The 23,984-nt window shown below is 72.8% G+C and carries 28 protein-coding genes; 16 read left to right on the forward strand and 12 right to left on the reverse strand.

Going from position 1 to position 23,984, the window contains the following annotated elements; genetic code table 11:
* The first annotated feature begins 48 nt into the window (after positions 1-48).
* From ACLQ2N_RS23380 to ACLQ2N_RS23395, 4 genes are all read left to right on the forward strand, one after another.
* Positions 49-1,641 carry an AMP-binding protein gene (locus ACLQ2N_RS23380; protein ID WP_425816078.1) on the forward strand — a complete coding sequence of 531 codons (1,593 nt, stop codon included), beginning with the start codon at positions 49-51 and terminating at the stop codon, positions 1,639-1,641.
* A 63-nt stretch (positions 1,642-1,704) separates the two neighbouring features.
* On the forward strand, positions 1,705-2,256 hold the full coding sequence (gene lspA / locus ACLQ2N_RS23385) for a signal peptidase II (protein WP_425816080.1): 552 nt from the start codon (positions 1,705-1,707) through the stop codon (positions 2,254-2,256).
* Between the two features lie 65 nt (positions 2,257-2,321).
* Entirely contained in the window at positions 2,322-2,903 is a 582-nt protein-coding gene (locus ACLQ2N_RS23390) for a Uma2 family endonuclease (protein WP_425816082.1), read from the forward strand.
* Between the two features lie 113 nt (positions 2,904-3,016).
* Complete coding sequence (locus ACLQ2N_RS23395) at positions 3,017-3,796, forward strand: dienelactone hydrolase family protein (protein WP_425816084.1); 780 nt, start codon at positions 3,017-3,019, stop codon at positions 3,794-3,796.
* Here ACLQ2N_RS23395 and ACLQ2N_RS23400 read toward each other — a convergent pair.
* Both ACLQ2N_RS23400 and ACLQ2N_RS23405 read right to left on the reverse strand, forming a co-directional pair.
* A complete protein-coding gene (locus ACLQ2N_RS23400; protein ID WP_425816086.1) occupies positions 3,740-4,921 on the reverse strand; it encodes a lanthionine synthetase LanC family protein in 1,182 nt (393 codons plus the stop codon). The two genes, ACLQ2N_RS23395 and ACLQ2N_RS23400, sit on opposite strands and share 57 nt — an antisense overlap.
* A 56-nt stretch (positions 4,922-4,977) precedes the next feature.
* A complete protein-coding gene (locus ACLQ2N_RS23405; protein WP_425816088.1) occupies positions 4,978-5,424 on the reverse strand; it encodes a MerR family transcriptional regulator in 447 nt (148 codons plus the stop codon).
* 54 nt (positions 5,425-5,478) lie between these two features.
* Between ACLQ2N_RS23405 and ACLQ2N_RS23410 the strand changes: the two genes are divergently transcribed.
* The gene (locus tag ACLQ2N_RS23410) at positions 5,479-6,459 is read left to right on the forward strand and encodes an oxidoreductase (protein WP_425816090.1); all 981 of its coding nucleotides are present in this window, start codon (positions 5,479-5,481) and stop codon (positions 6,457-6,459) included.
* A 6-nt stretch (positions 6,460-6,465) separates the two neighbouring features.
* On the opposite strand, the gene ACLQ2N_RS23415 is transcribed toward ACLQ2N_RS23410, so the two are convergent.
* Positions 6,466-7,074, reverse strand: coding sequence for a LysE family translocator (locus ACLQ2N_RS23415; RefSeq protein ID WP_425816092.1), 609 nt, complete (start codon positions 7,072-7,074; stop codon positions 6,466-6,468).
* 5 nt (positions 7,075-7,079) lie between these two features.
* Positions 7,080-7,820, reverse strand: a complete 741-nt coding sequence (locus tag ACLQ2N_RS23420; protein ID WP_425816094.1) for a metallophosphoesterase — start codon at positions 7,818-7,820, stop codon at positions 7,080-7,082.
* Positions 7,821-7,926: 106 nt separating this feature from the next.
* Here ACLQ2N_RS23420 and ACLQ2N_RS23425 point away from each other — a divergent pair, with 106 nt between their 5' ends.
* On the forward strand, positions 7,927-8,529 hold the full coding sequence (locus ACLQ2N_RS23425) for a CGNR zinc finger domain-containing protein (RefSeq protein WP_425816096.1): 603 nt from the start codon (positions 7,927-7,929) through the stop codon (positions 8,527-8,529).
* Between the two features lie 117 nt (positions 8,530-8,646).
* Here ACLQ2N_RS23425 and ACLQ2N_RS23430 read toward each other — a convergent pair whose 3' ends face one another.
* On the reverse strand, positions 8,647-9,219 hold the full coding sequence (locus ACLQ2N_RS23430) for a hypothetical protein (protein WP_425816098.1): 573 nt from the start codon (positions 9,217-9,219) through the stop codon (positions 8,647-8,649).
* Between the two features lie 109 nt (positions 9,220-9,328).
* Between ACLQ2N_RS23430 and ACLQ2N_RS23435 the strand changes: the two genes are divergently transcribed.
* A complete protein-coding gene (locus ACLQ2N_RS23435) occupies positions 9,329-10,627 on the forward strand; it encodes a serine/threonine protein kinase (RefSeq protein WP_425816100.1) in 1,299 nt (432 codons plus the stop codon).
* Between the two features lie 148 nt (positions 10,628-10,775).
* Positions 10,776-11,573 (forward strand): hypothetical protein, encoded by a 798-nt coding sequence (locus ACLQ2N_RS23440; RefSeq protein WP_425816101.1) that lies wholly within the window; start codon positions 10,776-10,778, stop codon positions 11,571-11,573.
* Here ACLQ2N_RS23440 and ACLQ2N_RS23445 read toward each other — a convergent pair.
* From ACLQ2N_RS23445 to ACLQ2N_RS23465, 5 genes are all read right to left on the reverse strand, one after another.
* Complete coding sequence (locus ACLQ2N_RS23445; protein WP_425816102.1) at positions 11,548-12,150, reverse strand: NIPSNAP family protein; 603 nt, start codon at positions 12,148-12,150, stop codon at positions 11,548-11,550. The two genes, ACLQ2N_RS23440 and ACLQ2N_RS23445, sit on opposite strands and share 26 nt — an antisense overlap.
* Entirely contained in the window at positions 12,147-12,527 is a 381-nt protein-coding gene (locus tag ACLQ2N_RS23450) for a hypothetical protein (protein WP_425816104.1), read from the reverse strand. The genes ACLQ2N_RS23445 and ACLQ2N_RS23450 overlap by 4 nt, the downstream gene beginning before the upstream one ends.
* On the reverse strand, positions 12,528-12,971 hold the full coding sequence (locus tag ACLQ2N_RS23455; RefSeq protein WP_425816106.1) for a hypothetical protein: 444 nt from the start codon (positions 12,969-12,971) through the stop codon (positions 12,528-12,530).
* A 246-nt stretch (positions 12,972-13,217) separates the two neighbouring features.
* The gene (locus tag ACLQ2N_RS23460; protein WP_425816108.1) at positions 13,218-13,439 is read right to left on the reverse strand and encodes a tautomerase family protein; all 222 of its coding nucleotides are present in this window, start codon (positions 13,437-13,439) and stop codon (positions 13,218-13,220) included.
* 50 nt (positions 13,440-13,489) lie between these two features.
* Complete coding sequence (locus ACLQ2N_RS23465) at positions 13,490-14,272, reverse strand: SDR family oxidoreductase (protein ID WP_425816110.1); 783 nt, start codon at positions 14,270-14,272, stop codon at positions 13,490-13,492.
* Between the two features lie 142 nt (positions 14,273-14,414).
* Between ACLQ2N_RS23465 and ACLQ2N_RS23470 the strand changes: the two genes are divergently transcribed.
* The 4 genes from ACLQ2N_RS23470 to ACLQ2N_RS23485 all read left to right on the forward strand — a co-directional run bounded on the left by ACLQ2N_RS23470 (position 14,415) and on the right by ACLQ2N_RS23485 (position 17,352).
* Positions 14,415-15,308, forward strand: a complete 894-nt coding sequence (locus ACLQ2N_RS23470; protein ID WP_425816111.1) for a helix-turn-helix domain-containing protein — start codon at positions 14,415-14,417, stop codon at positions 15,306-15,308.
* Between the two features lie 116 nt (positions 15,309-15,424).
* Positions 15,425-16,162 carry an enoyl-CoA hydratase family protein gene (locus tag ACLQ2N_RS23475; RefSeq protein ID WP_425816112.1) on the forward strand — a complete coding sequence of 246 codons (738 nt, stop codon included), beginning with the start codon at positions 15,425-15,427 and terminating at the stop codon, positions 16,160-16,162.
* Positions 16,150-16,746 (forward strand): TetR/AcrR family transcriptional regulator, encoded by a 597-nt coding sequence (locus tag ACLQ2N_RS23480; RefSeq protein ID WP_425816113.1) that lies wholly within the window; start codon positions 16,150-16,152, stop codon positions 16,744-16,746. Before ACLQ2N_RS23475 ends, ACLQ2N_RS23480 begins: the two co-directional genes overlap by 13 nt.
* A gap of 60 nt (positions 16,747-16,806) precedes the next feature.
* Entirely contained in the window at positions 16,807-17,352 is a 546-nt protein-coding gene (locus ACLQ2N_RS23485) for a GNAT family N-acetyltransferase (RefSeq protein ID WP_425816114.1), read from the forward strand.
* A 15-nt stretch (positions 17,353-17,367) separates the two neighbouring features.
* Here ACLQ2N_RS23485 and ACLQ2N_RS23490 read toward each other — a convergent pair whose 3' ends face one another.
* Entirely contained in the window at positions 17,368-18,471 is a 1,104-nt protein-coding gene (locus ACLQ2N_RS23490; RefSeq protein WP_425816115.1) for a citrate synthase 2, read from the reverse strand.
* Positions 18,472-18,592: 121 nt separating this feature from the next.
* Between ACLQ2N_RS23490 and pdxH the strand changes: the two genes are divergently transcribed.
* The 4 genes from pdxH to ACLQ2N_RS23510 all read left to right on the forward strand — a co-directional run bounded on the left by pdxH (position 18,593) and on the right by ACLQ2N_RS23510 (position 23,101).
* Positions 18,593-19,228 carry a pyridoxamine 5'-phosphate oxidase gene (pdxH, locus tag ACLQ2N_RS23495; RefSeq protein WP_425816276.1) on the forward strand — a complete coding sequence of 212 codons (636 nt, stop codon included), beginning with the start codon at positions 18,593-18,595 and terminating at the stop codon, positions 19,226-19,228.
* Between the two features lie 364 nt (positions 19,229-19,592).
* Positions 19,593-20,927 carry a PAS domain-containing protein gene (locus tag ACLQ2N_RS23500; protein WP_425816116.1) on the forward strand — a complete coding sequence of 445 codons (1,335 nt, stop codon included), beginning with the start codon at positions 19,593-19,595 and terminating at the stop codon, positions 20,925-20,927.
* Between the two features lie 87 nt (positions 20,928-21,014).
* Positions 21,015-21,827, forward strand: a complete 813-nt coding sequence (locus ACLQ2N_RS23505) for an alpha/beta fold hydrolase (protein ID WP_425816117.1) — start codon at positions 21,015-21,017, stop codon at positions 21,825-21,827.
* Entirely contained in the window at positions 21,827-23,101 is a 1,275-nt protein-coding gene (locus ACLQ2N_RS23510; RefSeq protein ID WP_425816118.1) for a PP2C family protein-serine/threonine phosphatase, read from the forward strand. Before ACLQ2N_RS23505 ends, ACLQ2N_RS23510 begins: the two co-directional genes overlap by 1 nt.
* 3 nt (positions 23,102-23,104) lie before the next feature.
* Here the strand turns inward: ACLQ2N_RS23510 and ACLQ2N_RS23515 are convergent, their stop codons facing one another.
* A complete protein-coding gene (locus ACLQ2N_RS23515) occupies positions 23,105-23,860 on the reverse strand; it encodes an SIS domain-containing protein (protein ID WP_425816119.1) in 756 nt (251 codons plus the stop codon).
* Positions 23,861-23,984: the final 124 nt, after the last annotated feature.

Genomic DNA, 23,984 nt, shown 5'->3' on the forward strand with positions numbered 1-23,984 from the left:
GTACGTACGCGAGAGGCCACCTCCCCGTATCGAAGGGACCGACCCACCATGGCGCACGTGTTCCGCAGCGATTACCCGGACGTCCAGCCGCTCGACACCGCCATCCACGACGCGGTGCTCGGGCACGCCACCGAGCGGTTCGGGGAGACCGTCGCCCTGATCGACGGGACGAACGAGAGCAGCCGCCTCACCTACGCGCAGCTCGACGCCTTCCACCGCAGGATCGCCGCCGGTCTCGCCGCCGCCGGCCTGGTCAAGGGCGACGTACTCGCCCTGCACAGCCCGAACACCATCGCGTACCCGGCCGTCTTCTACGCCGCGACCCGGGCGGGCGCCACGGTGACGACGGTGCACCCGCTGGCGACGGCGGAGGAGTTCGCGAAGCAGCTCCGCGACTCCTCCGCGCGCTGGATCGTCACGGTGTCCCCGCTGCTCGCGATCGCCCGCCGGGCCGCCGAACTCGTGGGCGGCATCCAGGAGGTGTTCGTCTGCGACCACGCGGAGGGCCACACCTCGCTCCTGGACATGCTCACCACGACCGCCCCGGAACCGATGGTGGCCGTGGACCCGGCGCAGGACGTCGCGGCGCTCCCGTACTCCTCGGGCACGACGGGCGCGCCCAAAGGCGTGATGCTGACGCACCGCTCGATGGCGACGAACCTGGAACAGCTGAGCCCCTTCGTCCCGCTGGGAGAGGGGCACCGGATTCTGGCGGTGCTGCCGTTCTTCCACATCTACGGCCTGACGGCGCTGATGAACGCCCCCCTGCGCCTGGGCGCCACGGTCGTCGTCCTCCCGCGCTTCGACCTGGCCCAGTTCCTGGCGGCGATCGAGACGCACCGCATCAACGGCCTGTACGTGGCTCCGCCGATCGTCCTGGCCCTCGCGAAGCACCCGGTGGTCGACCGCTACGACCTGTCCTCGCTGGAGTACATCGTCAGCGCCGCCGCCCCCCTCGACGCGGACCTGGCCGCCGCGTGCTCCCGCCGCCTGGGGCTGCCGCCGGTCCGCCAGGCGTACGGCATGACGGAACTCTCCCCCGGCACGCACGTCGTCCCGCTCGCCGCGGAGAACCCGCCGCCGGGGGCGGTCGGCACGCTGCTCCCGAGCACCGAGATGCGGATCGTGTCCTTGGACGACCCGTCCGCCGACGCCCCGCCCGGCGAACCCGGCGAGATCCTGATCAGGGGCCCCCAGGTCATGAAGGGCTACCTGGGCCGCCCCGACGCCACCGCCGCGATGATCGACCCCGACGGCTGGGTGCACACCGGCGACGTCGGCCGGGTGGACGAGGCGGGCTGGCTCTTCGTGGTCGACCGCGTGAAGGAGCTCATCAAGTACAAGGGCTACCAGGTCGCCCCCGCGGAGCTGGAAGCGCTGCTGCTCGGCCACGAGGGGGTGGCGGACGCGGCGGTGATCGGCGTCCGGGACCCCGACGGCAACGAGATCCCGAAGGCCTACGTGGTGCGGGGGCCCGGGGCGGTGGTGACGGCGGAGGCGCTGATGGAGTGGGTGGCGGAGCGGGTGGCCCCGTACAAGAAGGTGCGGGCGGTCGAATTCATCGGGACGGTGCCCCGGGCGGCCTCGGGGAAGATCCTGCGGCGGGAGCTGCGGGGGCGGGCGGTGACGGGGAGCCCTTGAGCGGGATACGTTCCCTGCGGTGAGCGCGCCGTCCGTGGTGCGACGAGGGCCGGGAGGGCGAGCATGCCGGATGTGACGGCGAGCGGCACGGGGACGCGCAGGCGCGCCCGCCTGCTGTGGGCGGTCGCGGCCCTCGCGTACGCCGTCGACCTGGGGACCAAGCTGGCGGTGGTCGCGAAGCTCGAAGGCCGTACGACCGTGTCGGTGCTCGGGGACTGGCTCGTGCTGCGGGTCCAGCGCAACCCGGGCGCCGCCTTCGGCATGGGCGAGGCGACGACGATCGTCTTCACCCTGATCGCCACGGCCGTCGCCGTCGTCGTCATCCGCTACTCGCGCCGCCTGGCGAGCGCCCCGTGGGCCGTCGCCCTGGGCCTGCTCCTCGGCGGCGCCCTCGGCAACCTGACCGACCGCGTCTTCCGCGCCCCGGGCGACTTCCAGGGCGCGGTGGTCGACTTCATCTCCGTCCGGGACTTCAGCGTGATGAACCTCGCCGACTGGGCGATCACCTGCGGCTGCGCGTTGGCCCTGGTGCTGTCGTTCCGGGGCTCCCCGACGGACGAGACCGCCGCCGCCGCTCCCGACGATTCGGTTGCGTCGGGGGCCCGGGGGGCGTAGGGCTGCCCGGTCCGGCCCGCGTCGGCCTCGTGGCCCGGGTCCGGCCGAGTCGCTACGGTTTCGCCATGACCGCACTGCCCGACTGGATGCGCCCGCCCCGCGCGGAAGGCTGGTACGCGGAAGATCTGGACCGCCTCCCGGAAGCGCCGCGTCACACCGAGCTGATCGACGGAGCCCTGGTCTTCTCCGGATCCCCGCAGCGGTGGTGGCACGGCCATCTCGTCACGATGCTCACCGTGGCTCTCATGGAGCAGGCACCAGCCGGTGTGCGGGTCGGACGGGAGATGACCATCAGACTCGATCAGCGCAATCGGCCCGAGCCGGATCTCCTGGTGACGACGGCCGACTTCGACGGTGACCGCACCTGGTTCGCACCGGATGAAGTGCGGCTCGCGGTGGAAGTGGTCTCCCCCGAGTCCGCACACCGGGACCGCACGGTGAAGCTGCGGAAGTACGCGGCGGCCGGCATCCCGCACTACTGGTGCATCGAGGACGAGGACGGGGCACCCGTCGTCCACGTCTACGAGCTGGACGGGCCGACCGCCACCTACGTACCCGTCGGCATCTTCAGGGGCTCCCTCACCCGTCCGGTGCCCTTCGAGATCGACCTCGACCTGGCGAAGCTCGCCCCGCCCCGCCGCGGCTGAGCCGATACGGCCGTCGGGCGGCGCTCCAGGACGCGTCCGACGGGAAGCCCGCGTCGTTCCGCCGGCGGTGAACCCGGGTCCGGCCGTGCTCGACGCGGACTACGGTCCGTTTCATGACGACGGTTATCACGCGCACGGTCACGTACCCGGCCGACGGTCTGACGATGGTCGGCCATCTCGCGCTCCCGGCCGGTGACGGCCGCAGGCCCGCCGTGCTGCTCGGCCCGGAAGGCATGGGGCTCAGCGACATCGAGCGGCGCCGGGCCGACGTCCTCGCCGAACTGGGGTACGTCACGCTGGCCTTCGACCTCCACGGTGGGCGGTATCTGGGCGAACCCGGGGAGATGCTGGCCCGTTGCCTGCCGCTGCTCGACGACTCCGAGCGGATGCGGGGCATCGGGCACGCGGCGCTCGACGTGCTGCGCGCCGAGCCGAGGACCGACCCCGACCGGATCGCCGCCATCGGCTACGGCACCGGCGGCATGATCGCGCTGGAACTCGGGCGCGACGGTGTCGACCTGCGCGCGATCGGGACCATCAACGGACTGAGCGCCGGCCGGCCGGGCGAGTCCGCGCGCATCCGCTGCCCGGTGTGGGCCGGGGTCGGGTCGGAGGACCCGATCATGGGCCCCGCGCAACGGGACGCGTTCACGGCCGATATGCGGTCCGCGGGCGTCGACTGGCGCTTCGTGGTCTACGGCGGCGCCCTGCACGCCTTCCACCACCCCCCGGTCGACCACACGACCCTCCCCGGCGTCGGCCACCACCCCCGGCACGCGGAGCGCGCCTGGCGCGACGTCCTCGACCTGCTGGCCGAGTGCCTGCCCGCGCCGGGTTCAGGGGGTGGGCGGGTGGTCCGGGAAGGGGACCGCGTACCGGGGATCGCGGTGTGACGTGATGCGGGCGTGGCGCAGGAGCTCGCGGATGATGCCGGCGTTGCCCATGGACCAGCCAGTGGTGGGAGCGAGGTCGCTCGGCGTCTCACGGTGCTCGAAGTTGGACCAGGAGATGCCGTTGTCATCGGTCCTTGCGCGGACCGCGAGGTCGGCGACGAGGACATCGGCGAAGTCGCCGCCGTCGCCTCGTTCGACTTCGCGGTCGCAGGCGAGGGCGAGGACACCGGCGGTGCCGCAGCAGCGGCCGTTGTTGTCCCAGAAGCCGGGACGGATGCGCCGGGGAACGCCGGAGTCGACCAGGGTGCGCCAGCAGCGGTCGACGAGGGCGGGCCAAGCGGAGTCGTCGGCCCGGATGTGGCTCAGCAGGCGGAACACCTGTGCGTCGCCGGCCGTGCCGTGGCACCAGCCGTAGCTGTGACGTTCGATCTTCTCGTGTTCCTGCTGCGGATCGGAGTGCGCGACGAGGAACCCGTCCGGGCCCGCCTCATCGCGCGCGACCACGTCGGCGGCGCCGGCCAGGGCGAGGTCGAGCAGATCGGGGCGGTCGGCGGCGCGTCCCACGGCGGCCAGCGCGTAGACGATGCCCAGGGTCCCGTGCGATATGTGGTGCAGACGCGGGACTGCGCCGGCCCGGATCTCCCACTGGACGCCGGCGGCGGTGGTTTCGGCGGTGCGCGCGTAGCGGGCGACGGCTCGTTCGGCCAGATCGAGATCACCGCACTCCAGCGCGGCGAGCGCGATACCGGCGTTGCCGACGATGAGTTCGTAGTAGTCGTTCCATCCTTCGCCGTCGAAGCGGGACCGGAGGACGTCCAGAGCACGGTCGGCGGCCGCCCCCGCCGCGGTGTCGCCGAGTGTCCGGTGCACGCCCCGCAACGCGACAGCCATCCCGGCGACCCCCGTGTACAGTCCGCTGTTCTCCCAGCCGCCGACCTCGGCAGCGACGCTGCGGGCACCACGCGAGGCCGCGTCCGCGTAGCGGTCGTCGGCGAAGTACCGCCATGCGTCGAGGAGGGCGGGCAGCACCCCCGAAGTCCCGCTGTACAGGGTCGGTGTGACCTGCTCGGCGGCGAGGTTGTAGGGCCAGGCCAGACCGTGGCCGACGTCTCGGGCGGCCTTCATCAGCCACTCAAGGGCCCCGACGGCAAGTGACTCGGCGTCATGTGGTGTACCAGTAGTCATCGTTCAACATTTCCAGAAACATCCTGGGGCCTGCCCGTCGGGTCCCAGAGGCCGTCCGCCTCTCCGCGGGCCAGGTGGTCCGCGTAGACGCCGACCTTCCAGGTGATGACCGAGCGGCACTCCTCCAGGGCCTCGATCCGGGCGTCGACGCGTTGGCGGTGGGTGTCCAGGAGGTGGAAGCGCTCGGCCTCGTTGCCCGGGCCCTGGCGTACGAGGTCGGCGAACCGTTTCAGGTCGGCCAGGGGCATTTCGGATTCGCGCAGCTTCACGCAGATCAGGAGCCAGTCGACGTCGAGCGCGCTGTAGCGGCGCCTGCCGCCGGAGGTGCGGTGCACCGGGCCCACGAGCAGGCCCTCGCGTTCGTAGTAGCGGAGGGCGTGGACGCTGAGGCCGGTGCGGTCGGACACCTCGCCGATGCTCAGCGTGCCGGTGGTGGTTGCCATGCGGTGGAGCGTAGGACTTGATCTAGAGCGCGGTCCAGGTCGTAGCTTCGCCGCATGGACACCATTGGACAGCAGCCTCTCGGCTCCCCCTTCTCCGCCGCCAGCACCGCCCAGGACGTCATCGCGGGCGCCGACCTCTCCGGCCGGAACGCCGTGGTGACCGGCGGCTACTCCGGGCTCGGGCTCGAAACCACCCGGGCCCTCGTCGCCGCCGGGGCGCGGGTGATCGTGCCCGCGCGCCGGCCCGACGTCGCCCGTGCCGCGCTCGACGGGGTGGGCGGTGACGTGGAGGTCGTCCCCATGGACCTGTCCGACCTCGGAACCGTACGGGCGGCTGCCGCGCACCTCCGCGAGACGCTGACCGGGCTCGACCTGCTCTTCGCCACGGCAGGGATCATGGCCACGCCGGAGCGACGCGTCGGGCCCGGATGGGAGAGCCAGCTCGCGGTCAACCACTTCGGGCACTTCACCCTCGCGTGCGAGCTGTACCCGCTCCTGGCCGCCGGTGACGGGGCGCGCGTCGTGGTCTACAGCTCCGGCGGCCACGGCATCACGGACTTCCGCTGGCACGATCCCCACTTCCGTTCCGGATACGACAAGTGGCACGCGTACGGCCAGGCCAAGACGGCCAACGTGCTCTTCGCCGTACACCTCGACGCCCTCGGGCGGGGCGACGGCGTGCGGGCCTTCGCGCTCCACCCGGGGTCGATCATCACCGGGCTGCAGCGGGAGATGACGCTCCGGGAGCAGATCGACAACGGGTGGGTGGACGAGCACGGCAACGTGATCGGCGAGGGCTTCAAGACCGCCTCGCAGGGCGCCGCCACCGGCCTGTGGGCGGCCACGTCGCCGCTGTTGGCGGACCGGGGCGGCGTGTATCTGGAGGACTGCGAGATCGCCTCCGTCACCGGGCCCACGGGCGAGGGCGGCGTCCGCGCCTACGCGGTGGACGCCGACGCGGCGGCCCGGCTGTGGGAGCTGTCCGTCGCGGCTACGGGGGTGGGGCCGGTCGGGGGCGGTGCGGGGGCGTCCTGACCGGCTCTACGTCACGGCGCTCCGGACGCCGAGGGCGATCAGGACCGCCGAAGTGGCCCGGGCGGCCCTTCGTTTGCAGCGGGGGGCCCGGAGGACGCGGGTCGCGTGGAGGATGAGGAAGGTCCATGCCGTCAGCCAGAGGGTGATCAGCAGGGCATGGGCCGTGGCCAGGGTGAGGATCTGGCCGGGCAGGGGGTGCTGGGGCGTGACGAACTGGGGGACCAGGGTCAGGTAGATCGCGGCCGCCTTCGGGTTGAGGACGTTGGCGAGGAGCGCCTGGGCGTAGACGGAGTCCGTACGCCTCGGGCGGGAGCGGCGCGGGGTCGGCGCGGCGGTCCGCCAGGTCCACAGGCCCAGGCCGATGAGGTAGACCGCGCCGATGAGCTTGACGACCGTGAAGGCCAGGCTGGAGTGCATGACCAGGGCCGACAGGCCCGCTGCGGCGAGCGCGGCGTGCACGTAGAGGCCGGTGACCGTGCCGAGGACGACGGGAAGCGCCCGGCGGCGGCCGCCCTCGGTGACGTACTGGACCAGCAGGGCCAGGCTGGCGCCGGGGGTGGCGATCAGGGGGAGGATCGCCACCAGGAACCCGGCGACGGCGACGGGGTGGACCACGGCGATCAGAGCACGGCCCGGTAGTGCGTGGTCAGGCGGCGGTCGTCGGACAGGACGTGGAACGCGAGACCGGGCGGCTGGTCGAGGTCCGCGAACTCGGTGCCCTCCCAGGGCAGGCGCAGGGTCCAGGTGACCGCCGGTCCGACGATCAACGGCCGCCCGGCGAAGGCGGACGCCGCCGCCGTGTGGGCGTGGCCCGTGAGGACGGCGACGACCTGGGGGTGCGCGGCGAGCAGACCGGCCAGGTCCTCCGGGTTTTCGAGCATGCAGGAGTCGGGCAGCGGGTGGTGGAGCTCGACGGGCGGCTGGTGGAAGGCGATCAGCGCGGGGGCGTCCTGCGGCAGCGCGGTCAGCGTGGCGTCGATCCAGGCCAGCGTCTCGGCGTCGAGGCGCCCCTCGTCGCGGCCGGGGATGGTGGCGTCGCACATCAGAACGGCGGTGCCGGCGACGTGGTGCGCCCGGTTGACGGGGCCGTGGCCGGGCGCCTCTTTGAGGAGGGCCTTGCGGTACGCCGGTCGCGCGTCGTGATTGCCGGGGCACATGAGTACGGGGAAGGGGGCGGCCAGGATCCGGGCCGCCTCCTCGTACTCCGCCTCCGTGCCGTGGTCGGCGATGTCCCCGGTGACCAGGAGCGCGTCGACGGGGCGGGGGAGGGCGCGCAGGTAATCCATGACGCGGGTGGTGCGCCGGGTCGCCCGCGTACTGCCGTCCAGGTGCAGGTCGCTGATCTGTGCGAGCAGGGTCATGCCGCGATCACCTCTAACGGTTGTGTTCAGTTTTTCCGTTAGGGACTTTAGGGTGTGCGCAGGCGTGTGTTCAAGTGGTCGGAACCGGAAGAGGAAGGGGCGCCCTGTGGAGCGTTGGCCGGCACTGGAACTGGCGAGCACGATCCGTCACGACGGGGACGGCGGTGTCGCGGACGACCTGGCCACGGTCGCCGGTACGACGCGCTGGATCCGGGAGCACGGGGAGCCGGCCGCCGGGGAGCTCGCGGCGGACGAACAGTTCCGCCTCGACCTCGTCGGGCTCCGGCAGGCGGTCCGCGCCCTGTTCGCCCGAGCGGTCAGCCCCGGTCCGCCCAGCCCGGCGGACGCGCACCGCCTGATGCCCGCCGACGAGGCGACGGCCCGCCTCAACGCGGCCGCCGCGCGGGAGCCGGTCGCCCCGCAACTCGCCTGGCCGCCCGACGGCACCCCCACCGCGAACCTGCTGACCGCCGAGAACGACGCGCACGTCCGCCTCGTCGCGGCCCTGGCCCGCGACGCGATCACCTTCCTGAGCGGCCCGCAGCGCGACCAGCTCCGCGCCTGCACCGCGCCGCGCTGCGTCCGCTACTTCATCAAGGCCCACGGCCGCCAGGAGTGGTGCAAACCGTCCTGCGGCAACCGCGCCCGGGCGGCTCGCCACTATCGGCGTCAGCGTGGGGCGGGGGAGGGCGGGGCCGTACCGTCCTGATGGATCGGAACGGCTGCAGGGCTCGCGCTGTCGCCGTCCGTCGAGGACCTGAGCGCAGGACCTGATGACGCCCCACCCGGCGTCGACCGTCACGAAAATCGGGGAGCTGGGCCGCTGTCAGGCGAGCGGGACTTCCGGGAAGTCCAGTTCGTCCATCAGCGACGTGAACAGGTCCTCCGCGAAGGTGGCCCGGGTCCGCAGCAGTTCCTCGATGTGGTGCTGCTCTGCCGTGGTGCGGACGCCGGCCGCTGTCGCCCAGGCGAGAGCGTGCCTGGCCGCAGCGGGGATCTCGGCGTCGAGCTCTGCTCGCTTGCGGGCCAAAGCCTCTTCGAACTCCGGGGTGTTGAACCACAGGCTTTCGTCGTCCACGTCCTCGGGCGTCCTGAGGAGTACGGCCGCGGCGTTGTCCAGGTTGAGCCACGCCTGCCAACGGTTGCCCTCGGTGTCCAGGCCCGTGACGAGGGCGACGTCGCTGTCGTGGACGTCGGCGAAGCAGGCCGGGGCGCCGGTCCATTCGACCAGGCCGGACAGCATCTCGTACGTCCAGTCGCCGTAGGGCAGTTGAAGTGTCTGCCAGCCGCCGGGTCGGGGCAGGCACTCGTGCGCGTCGTCCTCCCACCCCCGGAACGGGGGCGCCTCCAGGAGGGGGCGGTGGCTGCGTGCGAAGACCAGGTGACCTGAGAATCCCATGGGCGCACGGTAGGGGGTGCCACTGACACCCAAGGGCGCCCCGGCCGCTTCCGACGTTGTGGCTCCGAGTGGCTGACGGCGCGAACGCCTTGCGCGAGACTGGATCTCCTTGTCCGAGCAGGGAGGCGCGGCGGTGCGGGACCAAGTGCTGGCGGGGCGTTACCGGTTGGTGCGGCGGCTTGCCGAGGGCGGGATGGGGGAGGTGTGGGAGGCGTCCGACGAGACGCTGGGGCGGAGCGTTGCCGTCAAACTGGTCCATCAGCTCGCCGGGGGCGGCAGCCGCGGGGAACAGGAGCGGGCGAGGTTCCTGCGGGAGGCCAGGATCGCCGGCCAGCTGCAGCATCCCAACCTCGTGACCGTGCACGATCTCGGGGAGGCAGGAGAAGGGGCGGACCGGGTTCCGTTCCTGGTGATGGAGCTGGTCCGGGGGGAGGGCCTGGACGCCGTCGTGAGGCGGGGCCCGGTCGCGCTGTCGGACGCGGCCCGGTGGGTGGCGCAGATGTGCGACGCGCTGGACGAGGCGCACAAGGCCGGCATCATGCACCGGGACATCAAGCCGTCCAACCTCTTCGTCTCCCCGTCCGGCACCGCGAAGATCCTCGACTTCGGCATCGCCAAGGCGGCCGATCCGCTCGCGACCCGGGTCACCCGGACCGGGTTCATTGTCGGTACTCCCGCGTACATGGCCCCCGAGCAGGCGCGCGGCCACCCGGAGCCCAGCAGTGACCTGTACGCCCTGGGGTGTGTCCTCTTCGAGCTGATCACGGGCCGGACACCGTTCGAGGCCCCCGACGCCATGGGCCATCTGACCGCGCACGCCACCGAGGACCCGCCCGCGCCCAGCTCGGTCGCCGAGGGCGTCCCGTACGACTGGGACGAACTCGTGCTGACCCTGCTCGACAAGGACCCCGCCAAGCGGGCCCCCGACGCGGCCGCTCTCGCGCGGGCGCTGCGGCGGCTGGACCGGGCGCCGCTGGGGCCGTTCCACATCTGGACCTTCGCCGGGCGGTGCCTGGACGTGTGGGGAATCAGCGGCGACGACCACGCGCGGATCGTCCAGCACAGCTGCCACGGGGGGCCGAACCAGCAGTTCACCTTTCACCCGCACGACGACGGGCTCTACGAGATCCGGACGTTCGCCGGGAAGTGCCTCGACGTGCAGTGGGGCTCCCCCGACGACTTCGCCCACATCATCCAGCACACCCGGCACGGCGGGCCGAACCAGCGGTTCTCCCTCCACCCTGTCGGTCAGGGGCTTTTCGAGATCGGCACGTTCGCCGGGAAGCATCTGGACGTCCTGGAGAGCAACACGTGGGACCACACGCCGCTCGTGCAGTACACCCGCCACGGCGGGCCGAACCAGCAGTTCCGGTTGGTGCTGGTCGGCCCGGAGAACCTGCCCGCGTAGCGAGGTCCCGCGCGAGTACGTCTGTCAGGCCGGGGCTCAACGAGGGCTGCGGTGGACCAGGTCCGCCAGGACGAGGTCGCCGCGCTGGGCGGAAGCCGGGAGAGGCTCTCCGCCCTCGTTGTCGGTGCCGTGCGCTTCACTGGCCGTCATGGAGCTCACGCAGACGGCCCTCAACGACTTGCTCGCCACGCTGGAACCGGCAGGCGGCCACGTGTATCTGCCCGACGACCTGGATCCGCAGGAGCTCACCGGCCTGCTCGCCGGCAGGTACGGCGCACCGCGCACCCTCGTCCTCGACGGCTTCCGCGATCCGACGGCCGACGCGTCCTCGGGCGCCGCGCTCCTCGCCCCGTTCGCGGACCGGGTCGTGAAGATGCGGGCGTGGGCGTACGGGGACCAGTGGGTCGGAACGGGATCGGCGCGCGATCACGAGGGCGTCGAGCGGACCGTGCTGGTGGTCGCCCCGAGGCGCGTACCGGAGCCGCTGGCGGTCGGGCCGGAGGGCGGAGACATCGACTGGGTGGACCGGCTGATACGGATCACCGGCTGGGGCGGGCCGGCCCGGCGGCCGGACGTGGACTGGGCGGAGGTGGAGGCGCGCCTGGGCACCGCTCTTCCGGGCGACTACAAGCGCATGGTCGGCGTGTTCGGCGACGGCGCGTTCGACGCGTACCTGAGCCTGAACCAGGAGCCGTGGGACCTTCGCGGGGACGGGCTCCTCATGTGGGCCGGCACGGAGCACGAGGACCTGTACTGCTGGCGGCCCGACGGCGACGACCCCGACCGGTGGCCCGTGGTCGTCCGGTCCTTCGACAACGAGGACATGCTCTTCGACTGCGGGACCGCGCGGTTCGTGTGCCGCATCCTCGTCGACCCGCACCATCCGTACACGATGGCCCGCTACTTCGACACGCACTGGTTCATGACCTACGGCGAGGGGGAGTGAGGGGACGGGGTGTTCCGCGGCCCCGACCGGGGGCGCCCACCGACTCCAGGCGCAGCCGCACGCTGGGCCACGGCGGTGGCGCGGACGGGCCGAACCAGATGCGTACGTCCTCCCCGGTGCGGACGGGCAGGCGGGGGAAGTCGTTCTCGGCGTGCTCGGTGCGGTGGAGCGCGTGGGACGGGGTCAGGTGGCGGGCAGCGTAAGCGTCGAAGACCGCCGGGCCGGGCGGGTGGCAGACCGTCACCCGTACCTCGGTGGCGTCCGGGGGCGGTGTGCAGCCGGGGCCGCGCAGAAGGAGGACGTCGTCGCTGTCCGCCATCGTGGCGTTGGCGGCGTCGCGGTGCCGCCGCCAGACCGGGCCGTCGTAGAACGCCTCCAGCGCGCGGCGGCGGTGCGCCATGTCGGGGAAGGCGTGCAGCCAGACGAAGCGGTCCGGGTCGTCCAGATCGCGGAAGCGGCCGCCGACGGTGATGCCGGCCGCCTCCTGGCCGGTCACGAACTCGCCCTCGAACAGCTCGATCAGGGTGTCCCGGGCTCCCGGGTGGAGGGTGTACTGCCGGAGTTCCACGATGCTCATGCGGTGGCCGCCCGGCTCGTACGCGTGAAGTCCATGGTCCAGTTGAGCTCCCAGGAGGCACCGCCGTCGGCGGAGAATTCCTGCTCCCAGCGAGCGGCGTCCGGGCCGAGCAGGTGCCAAACGAAGTGCACGCGGACCGGCCGGCCCTCATGGACGTCGTCCCCGTAGAAGTCGCCCCGGTCGCCGGTGAAGCGGCCGGTCACCGGCGGGAGCAGCCGACCGGTGCGGCAGTCGGACCAGTGGAGCGACCACTGCCCGGTCTCCCGGTCGAAGAGCCGCAGGGTCGCGCCCCGGCGGCCGAGGGTGGGGAAGCTGATCTCGTCGAAGTTGCCGGCACCGTCGAAGAGCGAATGGCCCGTCGGGGTGGCGGGGAACACCTAGAGCTCGTAGTCCCCGGCCAGTTCCTGCCAGTTCAGGTCGCGCAGCCCGGGGTCTGCGGACTCGTCCGTGGGGACGGACAGGGGGGTCTGGAACCAGCCCACGGCGAGGGAGGAGCGGTGCAGGACCGGGTCGAGGTCCGGGGCGATCACCGTCGAGCGGAAGAGGCCGACGCAGGCCACGGGAGGCAGCTCCACGACGGGCCCGAACGCTGTGGGGGGCTCGTCCCGGCCCCCGTCCCGGTACGTGAGGCGGGGTGGCACGAGATGGGCGGGGGTGTCAGGAAACGCCTGCTCCGCCTGCCACGTGAGCCTTCGGATCACCATCTCGTTGGCCGCCCTGCACGGGTAGCCCTCCAGGAATCCGGCGTACGTCGAGGACATACGGATCTCGGTGAGCTCGACGGAACGGCCCGAGGACAGCACTATGCGGCTGAGCGACATGCGCACACCCTAGGCAGTGGGTTCCCGCCGGGCACTCGGGTTTCGGTCAGGAGCGCGGCGCCTCCGGGAAGTCCCGTTCGTCCAGGAGCGAGGCGAACAGGTCCTCCGCGGCGGTGTGGCTGTGGGACCTGTCCGTGGCCGCCACGGGGGCCGCGCCGATCATCCGGTGACACGGGCCGCCCGAGGGGTGACGGGCGGCCCCCGCGGCGAACGGCGGCGCGGCGGTCCGGGTGGCGGCCGGTGCGGTCAGGCGTCCGTCGGCGCCGCCTCGCCGAGCATGGCGAGGGTCAGCACGTTGCCGGAGATGCCCCAGCCGCCGTCGGCGACCTCTTCGACCAGGACCATCGTGTTGGCGCGGGCGCGCTCGCCGTAGATCTCGACGAACAGTTCGGTGGTGCGGGTGACGATCTCCTCCTTCTGCTTCGGGGTGAGGGTCTTCTTGGGGACCTTGAAGTTCGCGAAGGGCATGGTGGGTCGTTCCTTCTTCCAGTGGGTGATGCGGACGGTCAGGGGGTGGTTCAGGCGATTCCGCCGTTGGCGCGGACCACTTGTCCGTTGACCCAGTGGCCGGCGGGGGAGGCCAGGAACGCGACGACTTCGGCGATGTCGGCCGGGGTGGCGAGGCGTTCCAGCGGGGGCTGGGCGGCCAGGCGGGCGATGGTCTCCTCGTCCTTGCCGTCCAGGAACAGATCGGTGGCCGTGGGCCCGGGCGCGACGGTGTTGGCGGTGACGTCGCGGCCCCGCAGCTCGCGGGCCAGGATCAGCGTCAGCGCCTCGACCGCGCCCTTGCTGGCGGCGTAGGCGCCGTAGCGGGGGAAGGCCAGCCCCAGCACCGACGTGGAGAACGTCACGATCGCGCCGCCGGGGCGCACCCGGCGGGCGGCCTGCTGGACGACGACGAACGTGCCGCGGATGTTGGTGCGGTGCAGGTCGTCCAGGACGGCCAGGTCCATGTCGGCGATCGGCGCCAGGTGCATCCGCCCCGCCGCGTGCACGACGACGTCGACGCCGCCGAACTCGGCTTCCGCCGCGTCGAACAGGGCGGCGACCGCGTGTTCGTCGGCGACGTCCGCGCGGACCGCGAGGGCCCGGCCGCCGGCGGTGACGACCTCCTTCACGGCGGCCTCGGCCTCGTCCCGGCCGCCCGCGTAGCCGACCACGACGGCGTACCCGTCGGCGGCCAGCCGGCCGACGGCCCCGCGGCCGATGCCGCGCGAGCCACCGGTGACGATCGCGACCCGGGGTGAGGCGGAGGGCCGCTCCGGGGCAGCGGGCCCGTCGGGGGAAGTGGGGAGGGGCATGACTGACTCCTGTGGTGGATGAGGGCCGAGACCCGGCGGTGTCCTCAACGATCGGCCGGTTCCCCGTCCGCAGCCAGGGCTGCGTCGACCCAGGGGACGCCACCCCCTGGCTCCGCTCCGCCGTACGAGCGAGCATGGAGCGGTGAACCTTCCAGAGCTCGGTGCCTTCCTCAGGACCCGCCGTGACCGCATCCGCCCCGCCGAGGTCGGCCTCCCCCACGGTCCGCGCCGACGCGTCCCCGGGCTGCGGCGCGAGGAGGTCGCGCAGCTGGCGGGGCTGTCGGCCGACTACTACACCGAGCTGGAGCGCGGGAGCGCGAAGAACGGTGTCCAGCCCTCGGCGCAGACGCTGGCCGCCCTCGCCCGGGCCCTGCGCCTGAACGGCGACGAGCGCGACCACCTGTTCCACCTGGCCGAACGACCGGTCCCGCCGCCCGCGGGCGGCGCGTCGGCACATGTGCAGCCCGCGCTCATCGGGCTCCTGGACAGGCTCTCCAACACCCCTGCGCGCGTCATCACCGACCTGCACGAGACGCTGATGGAGAACAGCCTCGCCCTGGCCCTGCTCGGCAGGTCGCCGGCCCGCCGCGGTCCGGCGGCGAGCCTCGTGTACCGCTGGTTCACCGACCCGCGGGCCCGTGAGATGCACCCGCCCGAGGACCACCCCCACCACTCCCGGGTGTTCGTGGCCGACCTCCAGGCCGCGGCGGCCCGGCGCGGCCGGGACGCGGAGGTCGCGAGGATGGTCGCCGCGCTGCGCCGCCGCAGCCAGGAGTTCGCGGACCTCTGGGACACCCACGACGTCGCGGTGCGCCGCATGGACCACAAGAGGATCGTCCACCCCCTGCTCGGCGTCATCGAACTCGACTGCCACAACCTCCTCAGCGAGGACGGGCGGCAACGGCTGCTGTGGTTCACCGCCCCGCCCGGAAGCCCGGCGGCCGAGCAGCTGGAACTGCTGTCCGTCGTGGGGACCCAGGAGCTGACCGCCGCGGAGGACGGGGCACCGGAGAGGCTGTCCGCGGCGGACTCCTGAGCGCGACCGGCCGTACGCGGCCCGCCGCACCCCGTAAAATCATGCAAGCGCGCTTGATTGTTCCGGGCCCTGCTGCCACGCTCGACGCGACGGCCGGCAGAGAAGGAGTTACGCGGATGAGCCCGCTCGCACCGCCCGCCCACGTGCGCGGCGTCACCACCCTCACGCTCGACTCGCCCGCCAACCGCAACGCCCTCGGCGCCGGCCTCGTCGCCGAGCTGGCGGAGGCGCTGGACGGGTGCGCGGCCGACGACTCCGTGCGGGCCGTCGTGCTCACCCACACCGGGACCACCTTCTGCGCGGGCGCCGATCTGCGCGCCCCGGCCGATCCGCACGACTTCGTCGCCCTGATGCGGCGGATCGTCGCGCTGCCGAAGCCCGTGGTCGCCCGGGTCACCGGCCACGTCCGGGCCGGCGGGCTCGGGCTGCTCGCGGCGTGCGACATCTCCGTCGCCGGGTTCGGGGCGACCTTCGCGCTCACCGAGGCGCGGCTCGGGCTCGCGCCCGCCGTGATCTCGATGCCGCTGCTCCCGCGCCTCGACCCGCGCGCCGCCGCCCGCTACTACCTGACCGGCGAGAAGTTCTACGCGGACGAGGCCGAGCGCATCGGCCTCGTCACGATGGCCGCCGACGACGTGGACGGCTCGGTCGACGGCGTGCTCGACGATCTGCGCCGGGCCTCGCCGCAGGGGCTGGCGGCGTCCAAGGCGCTGGTCACGGCTACTGTGCTCCAGAGTTTCGACCAGCACGCCGAAGACCTCATCGCCCGCTCGGCCCGGCTCTTCGCCTCCGACGAGGCCCGGGAGGGGATGACGGCCTTCCTTGAACGACGGGACCCCGCATGGGCGTTGTGACACCGGGCGGCAGCAGCCCGGGCCCCAAACAGGACCGCAGCCGCGCCACCCGCCGCCGCCTCCTGGAGGCCGCCGTGGCCTCCCTCGCCGAGCACGGCTGGGCCGGGTCCACCGTCGCCGTCGTCGCGGAACGGGCCGGGGTCTCGCGGGGTGCGGCCCAGCACCACTTCCCCACCCGCGAGGACCTGTTCACCGCCGCCGTCGAATACGTCGCCGAGGAACGTTCCGCCGCCCTGCGCGCCGTCCCCGACCAGGACCGCGCCGCCGTCGTCGCCGCCCTGGTCGACCTCTACACCGGCCCCCTCTTCCGCGCCGCCCTCCAGCTCTGGGTCGCCGCGTCCAACGAGGAGCAACTGCGCCCCCGCGTGACGGAGCTGGAGGCCCGGGTGGGCCGCGAGACCCACCGCATCGCCGTCCACCTCCTGCGCGCCGACGAGACGAGGCCCGGGGTGCGGGAGACCGTGCAGGGACTGCTGGACATGGCCCGGGGGCTCGGCCTCGCCAACGTCCTCACCGACGACACCGCCCGCCGCCGCAAGGTGGTCGCCCAGTGGGCGGCGCTGCTGGACACGGCGCTGGGGTGAGCGGACCGGGGCGACACCAACGCCTTGGTGTCCGGGGAACGCCCGGATAGGGTCCGCACCATGACCAGCAGCGCCACGCCCCCGTTCCCCGAGCACGTCGAACTCACGGGTGAGGGGCTCGTCCTGCGCGACTGGTCCGAGGACGACCTCGACGCCATGCCGGACCTGTTCGACCACCCGGACATCGCGTACTGGACCCCGATCGTCTCGCCCTTCGACGCGGAGGCCGCCCGCGCGCGGCTGGCGAAGGCCCGGCAGCTGCGCGCGGACGGCACGGCGGTCCTGCTCGCCATCACGCTCGACGGCGGCGCCCCGCTCGGCGAGGTCATGCTGCGGCGCGCCCCCGAGGGCACGGAGCTGGGTTACGCGGTCGGCCCCGCCCACCGCGGGCAGGGGCTCGCCGGGCGGGCGGTGCGGGTGATGGCCGGGTACGCGTTCGAGGAGCTGGGCGTCGACCGGGTCATCCTGGAACTGGAGGCGGAGAACGCGGCCAGCGTCGCCGTCGCCGCCGCGAACGGCTTCCGGCTGCTCGGCGTACCGCTCATCGAGGGCGAGGAGAAGGGGCGGCCGTACGCCCTCCAGACCTGGGCGCTCGACCGGGACTGACGCCCGCCGCCCGGATCAGCGCGTGGCCAGCTCCGCGTACCCCGCGACCTCGCGCGGGCTTCGCGCGCCCGGGCCCACGTAACGCGCCGAGGGGCGCACCAGGCGGCCCGTGCGCTTCTGCTCCAGGATGTGCGCCGACCAGCCCGCCGTACGGGCGCAGGTGAACATCGACGTGAACATGGGCGCCGGGACCTCGGCGAAGTCCAGCATGATCGCCGCCCAGAACTCCACGTTCGTCGCGAGCACCCGGTCCGGGCGGCGCGCGTGCAGTTCCTCCAGGGCGGCCTTCTCCAGCGCCCGCGCCGCCTCGTAGCGGGGCGCGCCCAGCTCCTCGGCGGTGCGCCGCAGCACCCGGGCCCGCGGGTCCTCGGCCCGGTAGACGCGGTGGCCGAAGCCCATCAGCCGCTCGCCCTTGTCCAGCGCCTTCTTCACGTACGCCGTGGCGTCGCCGGTCCGCTCGACCTCCTCGATCATGCCGAGGACCCGGGACGGGGCGCCGCCGTGCAGCGGGCCCGACATGGCGCCCACCGCGCCGGACAGCGCGGCCGCCACGTCGGCCCCGGTGGAGGCGATGACCCGGGCGGTGAACGTCGAGGCGTTCATGCCGTGCTCGGCGGCCGACGTCCAGTACGCGTCGACGGCCTTCACATGCCGGGGGTCCGGCTCTCCGCGCCAGCGGATCATGAACCGCTCCACGACGGACTCCGCCTTGTCGATCTCCCGCTGGGGGACCATCGGCACACCCTGTCCGCGCGCCGACTGCGCCACGTACGACAGCGCCATCACGGCGGCCCGCGCCAGGTTCTCGCGGGCGGTCTCCGCGTCGATGTCCAGCAGCGGTTTCAGCCCCCAGACCGGGGCGAGCATCGCCAGCGCGGCCTGCACGTCGACCCGGATATCACCGGAGTGCACGGGGAGCGGAAACGGTTCGGCGGGCGGCAGACCGGGCTCGAACGCCCCGTCCACCAGCAGCCCCCACACATGTCCGAAGGAGACGTGACCGACCAGCTCCTCGATGTCGACGCCCCGGTACCGGAGCGAACCGCCCTCCTTGTCGGGTTCGGCGATTTCCGTCTCGAACGCGACGACTCCTTCGAGTCCGGGTACGAAGTCGGACATCAGGCGGCTCCCTCGGATCGACGGCTGCGCCGGGGGTCTCCTGCCCGTCCGGCCGCTGCGGCAGGATGGCACCGTGCCCACCCCAGACTCCTCCTTCGATTCCACCACCGATCCGGCCGCGATGCGCGAGCAATACCGATCCGAGACCTTCACCGAGGACTCGCTCGCGCCCGATCCGATGGACCAGTTCGCGCGCTGGTTCCGCCAAGTCGCCGCCGGCGGCATGCTCCACGAGCCGAACGCCATGGTGGTCGCCACGGCGACCCCCGAGGGCCGCCCCTCCTCCCGCACGGTGCTGCTGAAGATGTACGACGCGCGCGGCTTCGTCTTCTTCACCAACTACGGCTCGCGCAAGGGCCGCGAGCTGACGGCCAATCCGTACGTTTCGCTGCTCTTCCCCTGGCACCCGCTGGCCCGCCAGGTCATCGTCACCGGCACCGCGGCCCGCGTCGCCCGCGAGGAGACCGTCGCCTACTTCCGCACCCGCCCGCACGGTTCCCAGCTCGGCGCCTGGGCGAGCGACCAGTCGGCGGTGATCGGCAGCCGCGAGGAGCTGCTCACCCGCTACGAGGAGTTGTCGTCCCGTTACCCGGAGGGCGAGAAGGTCCCGGCGCCCCCGCACTGGGGCGGTTTCCGGGTCGTTCCCGAGACGATCGAGTTCTGGCAGGGCCACGAGAACCGGCTGCACGACCGGCTGCGTTACGTCCGCGAGGGCGGCGAGGACGGCACGTGGCGCGTCGAGCGGCTGTGCCCGTAAGGGGCGTATCCGCCCGGGAACGCGGAAACCCGCAGGCTCTGGTTCCCTCCTCGCGGAGGGAGCCGGCCGGATCTACCGGCGAGCCTGCGGGTCGGTGACTGCTTGGGTTTCGGCGGTCAGCCCGCCGAGGTGCACGAAGTGCGACGACGGGCTGTCAGCCCGCAGCCACCTCACGAATCCGATAAGACTGCACTTTTCGGATCACCTCCTTTCGCGTGTACAGCCACCTTAGGAACCGCCTCCGGGCCGGGCAAGCGAATTAGGGCCTGTCCGATTTCCGGGAAAGTCCCCGTGCCCCGGGTCACGTTCGAGTTCAATGGTCTGACGTGCGGTTATGGCGGACACCTCGCGCAGGGGGACCGGGATGAGTGCTTCCACGAGCAGGGGGACGGCCGGCGCGGAGCTGCTGGCGGCCCTCCTCGACGGCATGGACGCGGCGCTCTGCGCCTTCGACGCGGACGGCACCGTCACCCACTGGAACCGCGAGGCCGAGCGCGTCCTCGGCTGGTCCGCCGAGGAGGCCGTGGGGCGCCCGGGCTTCGCCGGATGGGCCGTGCGCCGGGCCGACGCGGACGAGGTGCAGCGGCGGCTGATGGCGGTCATGGACGCGCCGGGGCGCCGGGTCCACGAGTTCGCGCTGCTTCGGAAGGACGGCGGCCGGGTCCTCGTGCGCACCCAGTCCGCCGGGGTCCGGGGCACGGACGGGAAGCCGGCCGGGGTGTACTGCGCGTTCAGCGAGGTCCACGCCCAGATCGACCTGGAACGGGCCATCGCGCTCAGCGAGGCCCTGTTCGAGGACGCCTCCTGGGGTGTCGTCCTGGTCGACGTGGACCTGCGCCCCACCGTCGTCAACGCCCACGCGGCCCGCGCTCTGGGCGGCGGCCGTACGGCCCTGCTCGGGCGGCCCCTCGGCGAGGTGATCGCCCAGGGGGTCGAGGAGCTGGAGGGCGCCCTTCAGCACGTCCTGGCCGAGGGGGCGCCCGGCCCGCCCGCCGAGCTGTGGGTGACCCTGCGCGGCGGTGAGGGCACCCGCCGTCGCTGCTGGCGCAGCGGCTTCCTGCGGCTGGCCTCCCCGCTCACCGAGGAGCCCGTGCCGCTGGGCGCCGGCTGGGTCTTCCAGGACGTCACGGAGGCCCGGCTCGCCGCTCAGGAGGCGGACCGGCTGCGGTTCCGCTCCAACCAGCTGCACCGCGCGGCGCGGTCCGCCGCGGAGTGCGAGGACCCGATGGAGGCCGCGATGTCGTCGCTCGACTTCGCGCTGGCCGGGTTCGCCGACCACGCGCTGGTCGACCTGGTGGCGGGGGAGCGCCTGGTGCGGGCGGCGGCCACCCCGGCCGACGCGCCGGGCCCCTGCCTCCCGGTGGCCGGCGGCGGCGTCCCCCTGCGGTACGCGCCGGGCCACCCGGCGCTCCAGGCGGTGGACCGCACGGGCTCGGTGCGCACGTCGGCGGGGGCGGGGCGTACGGACGGCGAGTGGGCGCGCCGGCGGCAGTGGCCGCCGGACGCGGTCCACGCCCTCGCCACGGTCCTGCGCAGCCGCGGCCGCACCCTGGGCGTGGTGACGTTCCTCCGCTCCGCGCACCGCAGCGCGTTCGAACGCCCGGACGCGGCGTACGCGGAAACGGTGGCCGCCCGGGTGGCGGCATCGGTGGACCTGCACCGGACGGCGAGCGGGCGGCCGGACGCCGGTCGGCCCTGATCCGCCGATCCGCCGGGCAGGGTGTCCCGCGCGGCCGACGCCGCTCTCGGGGGGTGTCCGGCGGGGCTCGGTGCGAGGATGGGGTGCATGGATGTGCGCGCCAGGAACCATGTGACGGTGACCGGCCGGGCGGATGGACCGGTCCTGCTGCTCGCACACGGGTTCGGGTGCGATCAGAACCTCTGGCGGCTGGTGGTGCCGATCCTGGAGCGGGACTTCCGGCTGGTCCTCTTCGACCACGTGGGGGCGGGTCTCTCGGACCTGGATGCGTGGAGCGAGGACCGCTACGCCGGGCTCGACGGCTACGCCCAGGACGTGCTGGAGATCTGCCGCGAGCTGGATGCGGGCCCGGTGGTCTTCGTGGGCCACTCGGTGAGCGCCATGATGGGCGTGCTGGCCGTCGCACGGGAGCCGGAGCGGTTCGCCGGGCTCTTCCTGCTCACCCCTTCGCCGCGCTACATCGACGACGTGGCCACGGGGTACCGGGGCGGGTTCAGCTCGGAGGACATCGAGGAGCTGCTGCAATCCCTGGACTCCAACTACCTGGGCTGGTCGGCGGCCATGGCGCCGGTGATCATGGGCAACCCGGAGCGGCCGGAGCTGGGACAGGAACTGACCAACAGCTTCTGCCGCACCGACCCGGAGATCGCCCGCACCTTCGCCCGGGTGACCTTCCTGTCCGACAACCGCTCCGACCTCGAAGCGGTCCCGGTCCCCACCCTGATCGCCCAGTGCTCCAGCGACGCGATCGCTCCGCCGGAGGTGGGCGCCTTCGTCCACGCGCACATCAAGGGCAGCGAACTGGTCACCCTGGACGCGACCGGGCACTGCCCGCAGTTGAGCGCGCCCGAGGCCACGGCCGCGGCGATCGCCTCGTTCGCCACCCGACTCACCCAGTGATGTGCATGGCCGACGACGGTCACGACCGCGGGACGGGTGGCGCCGATGGTGAAGCGACGTTCTCCGCGCTGCCCGAGGACAGCATGGAGGACCTCTACGAGAACGCTCCCTGCGGATATCTGTCCACCCTGCTGGACGGGCAGATCGCCAAGGTCAACAAGACGTTGCTGGACTGGCTCGGTTACCGCCGGGAGGACCTGGTCGGGCGAAGGCGCTTCGCGGACCTGCTCACCGTCGGCGGCAGGCTCTACCACGAGACGCATTTCGCGCCGCTGCTGTCCATGCAGGGCGAGGTGCACGGCATCGCGCTGGAGCTGAAGACGGCCGACGGTTCCCGTCTGCCGGTCCTCGTCACCTCCACCGTCAAGCGCGATGACGACGGCCGGCCGCTGCTGATCCGTACGACCGTCGTCGACGCCCGCGACCGGCGCGCCTACGAGACGGAGCTGCTCCGCGCCCGGCAGGAGGCCGACCGGGAACGCGACCGCCTCCAGACCCTGGCCACCACGCTCCAGCGCACCCTGTTGCCCCCGGTCCTGGACGACGTGCCCGGTCTTGAGGTCGCGGCCCGGTATTACATCGCTTCCGTCGACGAGGTCGGCGGAGACTTCTACGACCTCTTCCCCCTCGACCGCGGCACCTGGGGCCTCTTTCTCGGCGACGTGCGCGGCAAGGGTGCGGACGCGGCGGCGATCACCTCACTGGCCCGGTACACCCTGCGCGCCGCCGCCGTGTACAACTCAGATCCGGCTTCCGTTCTCGACCACCTGAACACCGTCCTGACCCATGAGGACAACGAAGTCGAACCCCGGTTCTGCACCGTGATCTTCGGCCTGCTGGCACCCACCGACCACGGGGCGTTCCGGATCACCCTGGCCAGTGGCGGCCATCCGCCGGCCATCCGGATGCGCGCCGACGGAACCGCCCACTACGTGCCCACCCCGGGTGGCCAGCTCATCGGTGCCTTGCCGGACGCGGACATCGCCACCACCACGGTCCGCCTCGAACCGGGCGACACCCTGTTGTTCTACACCGACGGCCTCACCGAGGCCCACATCGACCAGTCCGGTGGCAGATACGGCGAGGAAGCACTGCTGGATTTCGCGCGTTCGCTGGCGCCCACCACCGCCGCGGCCACGGTCCGGGCCATCAGCGGCGTGCTCGATTGCCTGGGCGCCGGTGTGGACGACGACACCGCCGTCCTGGCCGTCAGTGCGCCCGGACCAGGTGAACGACGGCGGCGGGCGCCCGTGCCGGAGACGGGCGCCCCGTGACGTTCAGTGCCGGTAGAAGATCCGGTCCGCGTACTGGCTCATCACGCGCCCGTTCCACTCGTGCCCGCCGTCCACGTTCCCCGACCGCAGCAACGGCGGCTCGATGCCCCGCTCCAGCAGCCGTTCCGCCGCCGCGGCCATCATGCCCTGCATGATCGCGCTGGTGACCACCGTGGACGCCGGCGCGAACGGCGCCTCGATGCCGTCCACTTCCAGCTCCGCGTCGCCGACCGCGATCTTGCTGTCGAGGACGATGTCGCAGTGGTCGCGCAGGAATCCGCCCGAGCTGTGTCGGGACCGGGTCTCCTGCGCGTACGCGACCGAGGTGACGCCGATGACCTTCAGGCCCAGCGCGCGGGCGTTGAGCGCCATCTCGACGGGCAGGGCGTTGCGCCCGGAGAGCGAGATGATCACGAGCACGTCGCCGGACTTCGCGGGGCTGGAGTCGAGCACCGCGCCCGCGAGGCCGTCCACGCGTTCCAGGGCGGAGCCCAGGGTGGCGGGCATGACGTCCACGCCGAGCGCCCCGGGCACGGCCATGAGGTTCATCAGGGCGAGCCCGCCCGCCCGGTAGACGACGTCCTGCGCGGCGAGCGAGGAGTGCCCGGCGCCGAAGGCGAAGAGCCGGCCGCCCGCCTCGACGGTGTCGGCGATGGCGGCTCCGGCGGCCGCGATGTTCCCGGCCTCCTCGTCCCGCACCCTCCCCAGCAGGCCGATCGCCGCATCGAAGAACTGACCGGCCAGCTTGCTTTCGCTCATCGGGGGAGGACCTTTCCGGCGGGGTGAGGTGTCCATGGGGCGTCCGTAACGCCGATCACGTTGCGGTCTGGACCAGTGACCTGTCAATACCGCACGACCCCGGTGACGACGGCGCGGCACGGTT

This window comes from Streptomyces sp. DT224, from assembly GCF_049844595.1.
In the GTDB taxonomy this organism is placed as follows: Bacteria; Actinomycetota; Actinomycetes; order Streptomycetales; family Streptomycetaceae; genus Streptomyces.

Coding starts and splice junctions, on each gene's coding strand:
- ACLQ2N_RS23395 (WP_425816084.1), top strand. CDS start 3,017: ATGACGACGGTTATCACGCGCACGGTCACGTACCCGGCCGACGGTCTG.
- ACLQ2N_RS23405 (WP_425816088.1), bottom strand. CDS start 5,424: ATGGCAACCACCACCGGCACGCTGAGCATCGGCGAGGTGTCCGACCGC.
- lspA (WP_425816080.1), top strand. CDS start 1,705: ATGCCGGATGTGACGGCGAGCGGCACGGGGACGCGCAGGCGCGCCCGC.
- ACLQ2N_RS23460 (WP_425816108.1), bottom strand. CDS start 13,439: ATGCCCTTCGCGAACTTCAAGGTCCCCAAGAAGACCCTCACCCCGAAG.
- ACLQ2N_RS23505 (WP_425816117.1), top strand. CDS start 21,015: ATGGATGTGCGCGCCAGGAACCATGTGACGGTGACCGGCCGGGCGGAT.
- ACLQ2N_RS23440 (WP_425816101.1), top strand. CDS start 10,776: ATGGAGCTCACGCAGACGGCCCTCAACGACTTGCTCGCCACGCTGGAA.
- pdxH (WP_425816276.1), top strand. CDS start 18,593: ATGCGCGAGCAATACCGATCCGAGACCTTCACCGAGGACTCGCTCGCG.
- ACLQ2N_RS23480 (WP_425816113.1), top strand. CDS start 16,150: ATGGGCGTTGTGACACCGGGCGGCAGCAGCCCGGGCCCCAAACAGGAC.
- ACLQ2N_RS23400 (WP_425816086.1), bottom strand. CDS start 4,921: ATGAAGGCCGCCCGAGACGTCGGCCACGGTCTGGCCTGGCCCTACAAC.
- ACLQ2N_RS23485 (WP_425816114.1), top strand. CDS start 16,807: ATGACCAGCAGCGCCACGCCCCCGTTCCCCGAGCACGTCGAACTCACG.
- ACLQ2N_RS23465 (WP_425816110.1), bottom strand. CDS start 14,272: ATGCCCCTCCCCACTTCCCCCGACGGGCCCGCTGCCCCGGAGCGGCCC.
- ACLQ2N_RS23430 (WP_425816098.1), bottom strand. CDS start 9,219: ATGGGATTCTCAGGTCACCTGGTCTTCGCACGCAGCCACCGCCCCCTC.
- ACLQ2N_RS23410 (WP_425816090.1), top strand. CDS start 5,479: ATGGACACCATTGGACAGCAGCCTCTCGGCTCCCCCTTCTCCGCCGCC.
- ACLQ2N_RS23500 (WP_425816116.1), top strand. CDS start 19,593: ATGAGTGCTTCCACGAGCAGGGGGACGGCCGGCGCGGAGCTGCTGGCG.
- ACLQ2N_RS23475 (WP_425816112.1), top strand. CDS start 15,425: ATGAGCCCGCTCGCACCGCCCGCCCACGTGCGCGGCGTCACCACCCTC.
- ACLQ2N_RS23445 (WP_425816102.1), bottom strand. CDS start 12,150: ATGAGCATCGTGGAACTCCGGCAGTACACCCTCCACCCGGGAGCCCGG.
- ACLQ2N_RS23490 (WP_425816115.1), bottom strand. CDS start 18,471: ATGTCCGACTTCGTACCCGGACTCGAAGGAGTCGTCGCGTTCGAGACG.
- ACLQ2N_RS23390 (WP_425816082.1), top strand. CDS start 2,322: ATGACCGCACTGCCCGACTGGATGCGCCCGCCCCGCGCGGAAGGCTGG.
- ACLQ2N_RS23380 (WP_425816078.1), top strand. CDS start 49: ATGGCGCACGTGTTCCGCAGCGATTACCCGGACGTCCAGCCGCTCGAC.
- ACLQ2N_RS23510 (WP_425816118.1), top strand. CDS start 21,827: ATGTGCATGGCCGACGACGGTCACGACCGCGGGACGGGTGGCGCCGAT.
- ACLQ2N_RS23420 (WP_425816094.1), bottom strand. CDS start 7,820: ATGACCCTGCTCGCACAGATCAGCGACCTGCACCTGGACGGCAGTACG.
- ACLQ2N_RS23515 (WP_425816119.1), bottom strand. CDS start 23,860: ATGAGCGAAAGCAAGCTGGCCGGTCAGTTCTTCGATGCGGCGATCGGC.
- ACLQ2N_RS23455 (WP_425816106.1), bottom strand. CDS start 12,971: ATGTCGCTCAGCCGCATAGTGCTGTCCTCGGGCCGTTCCGTCGAGCTC.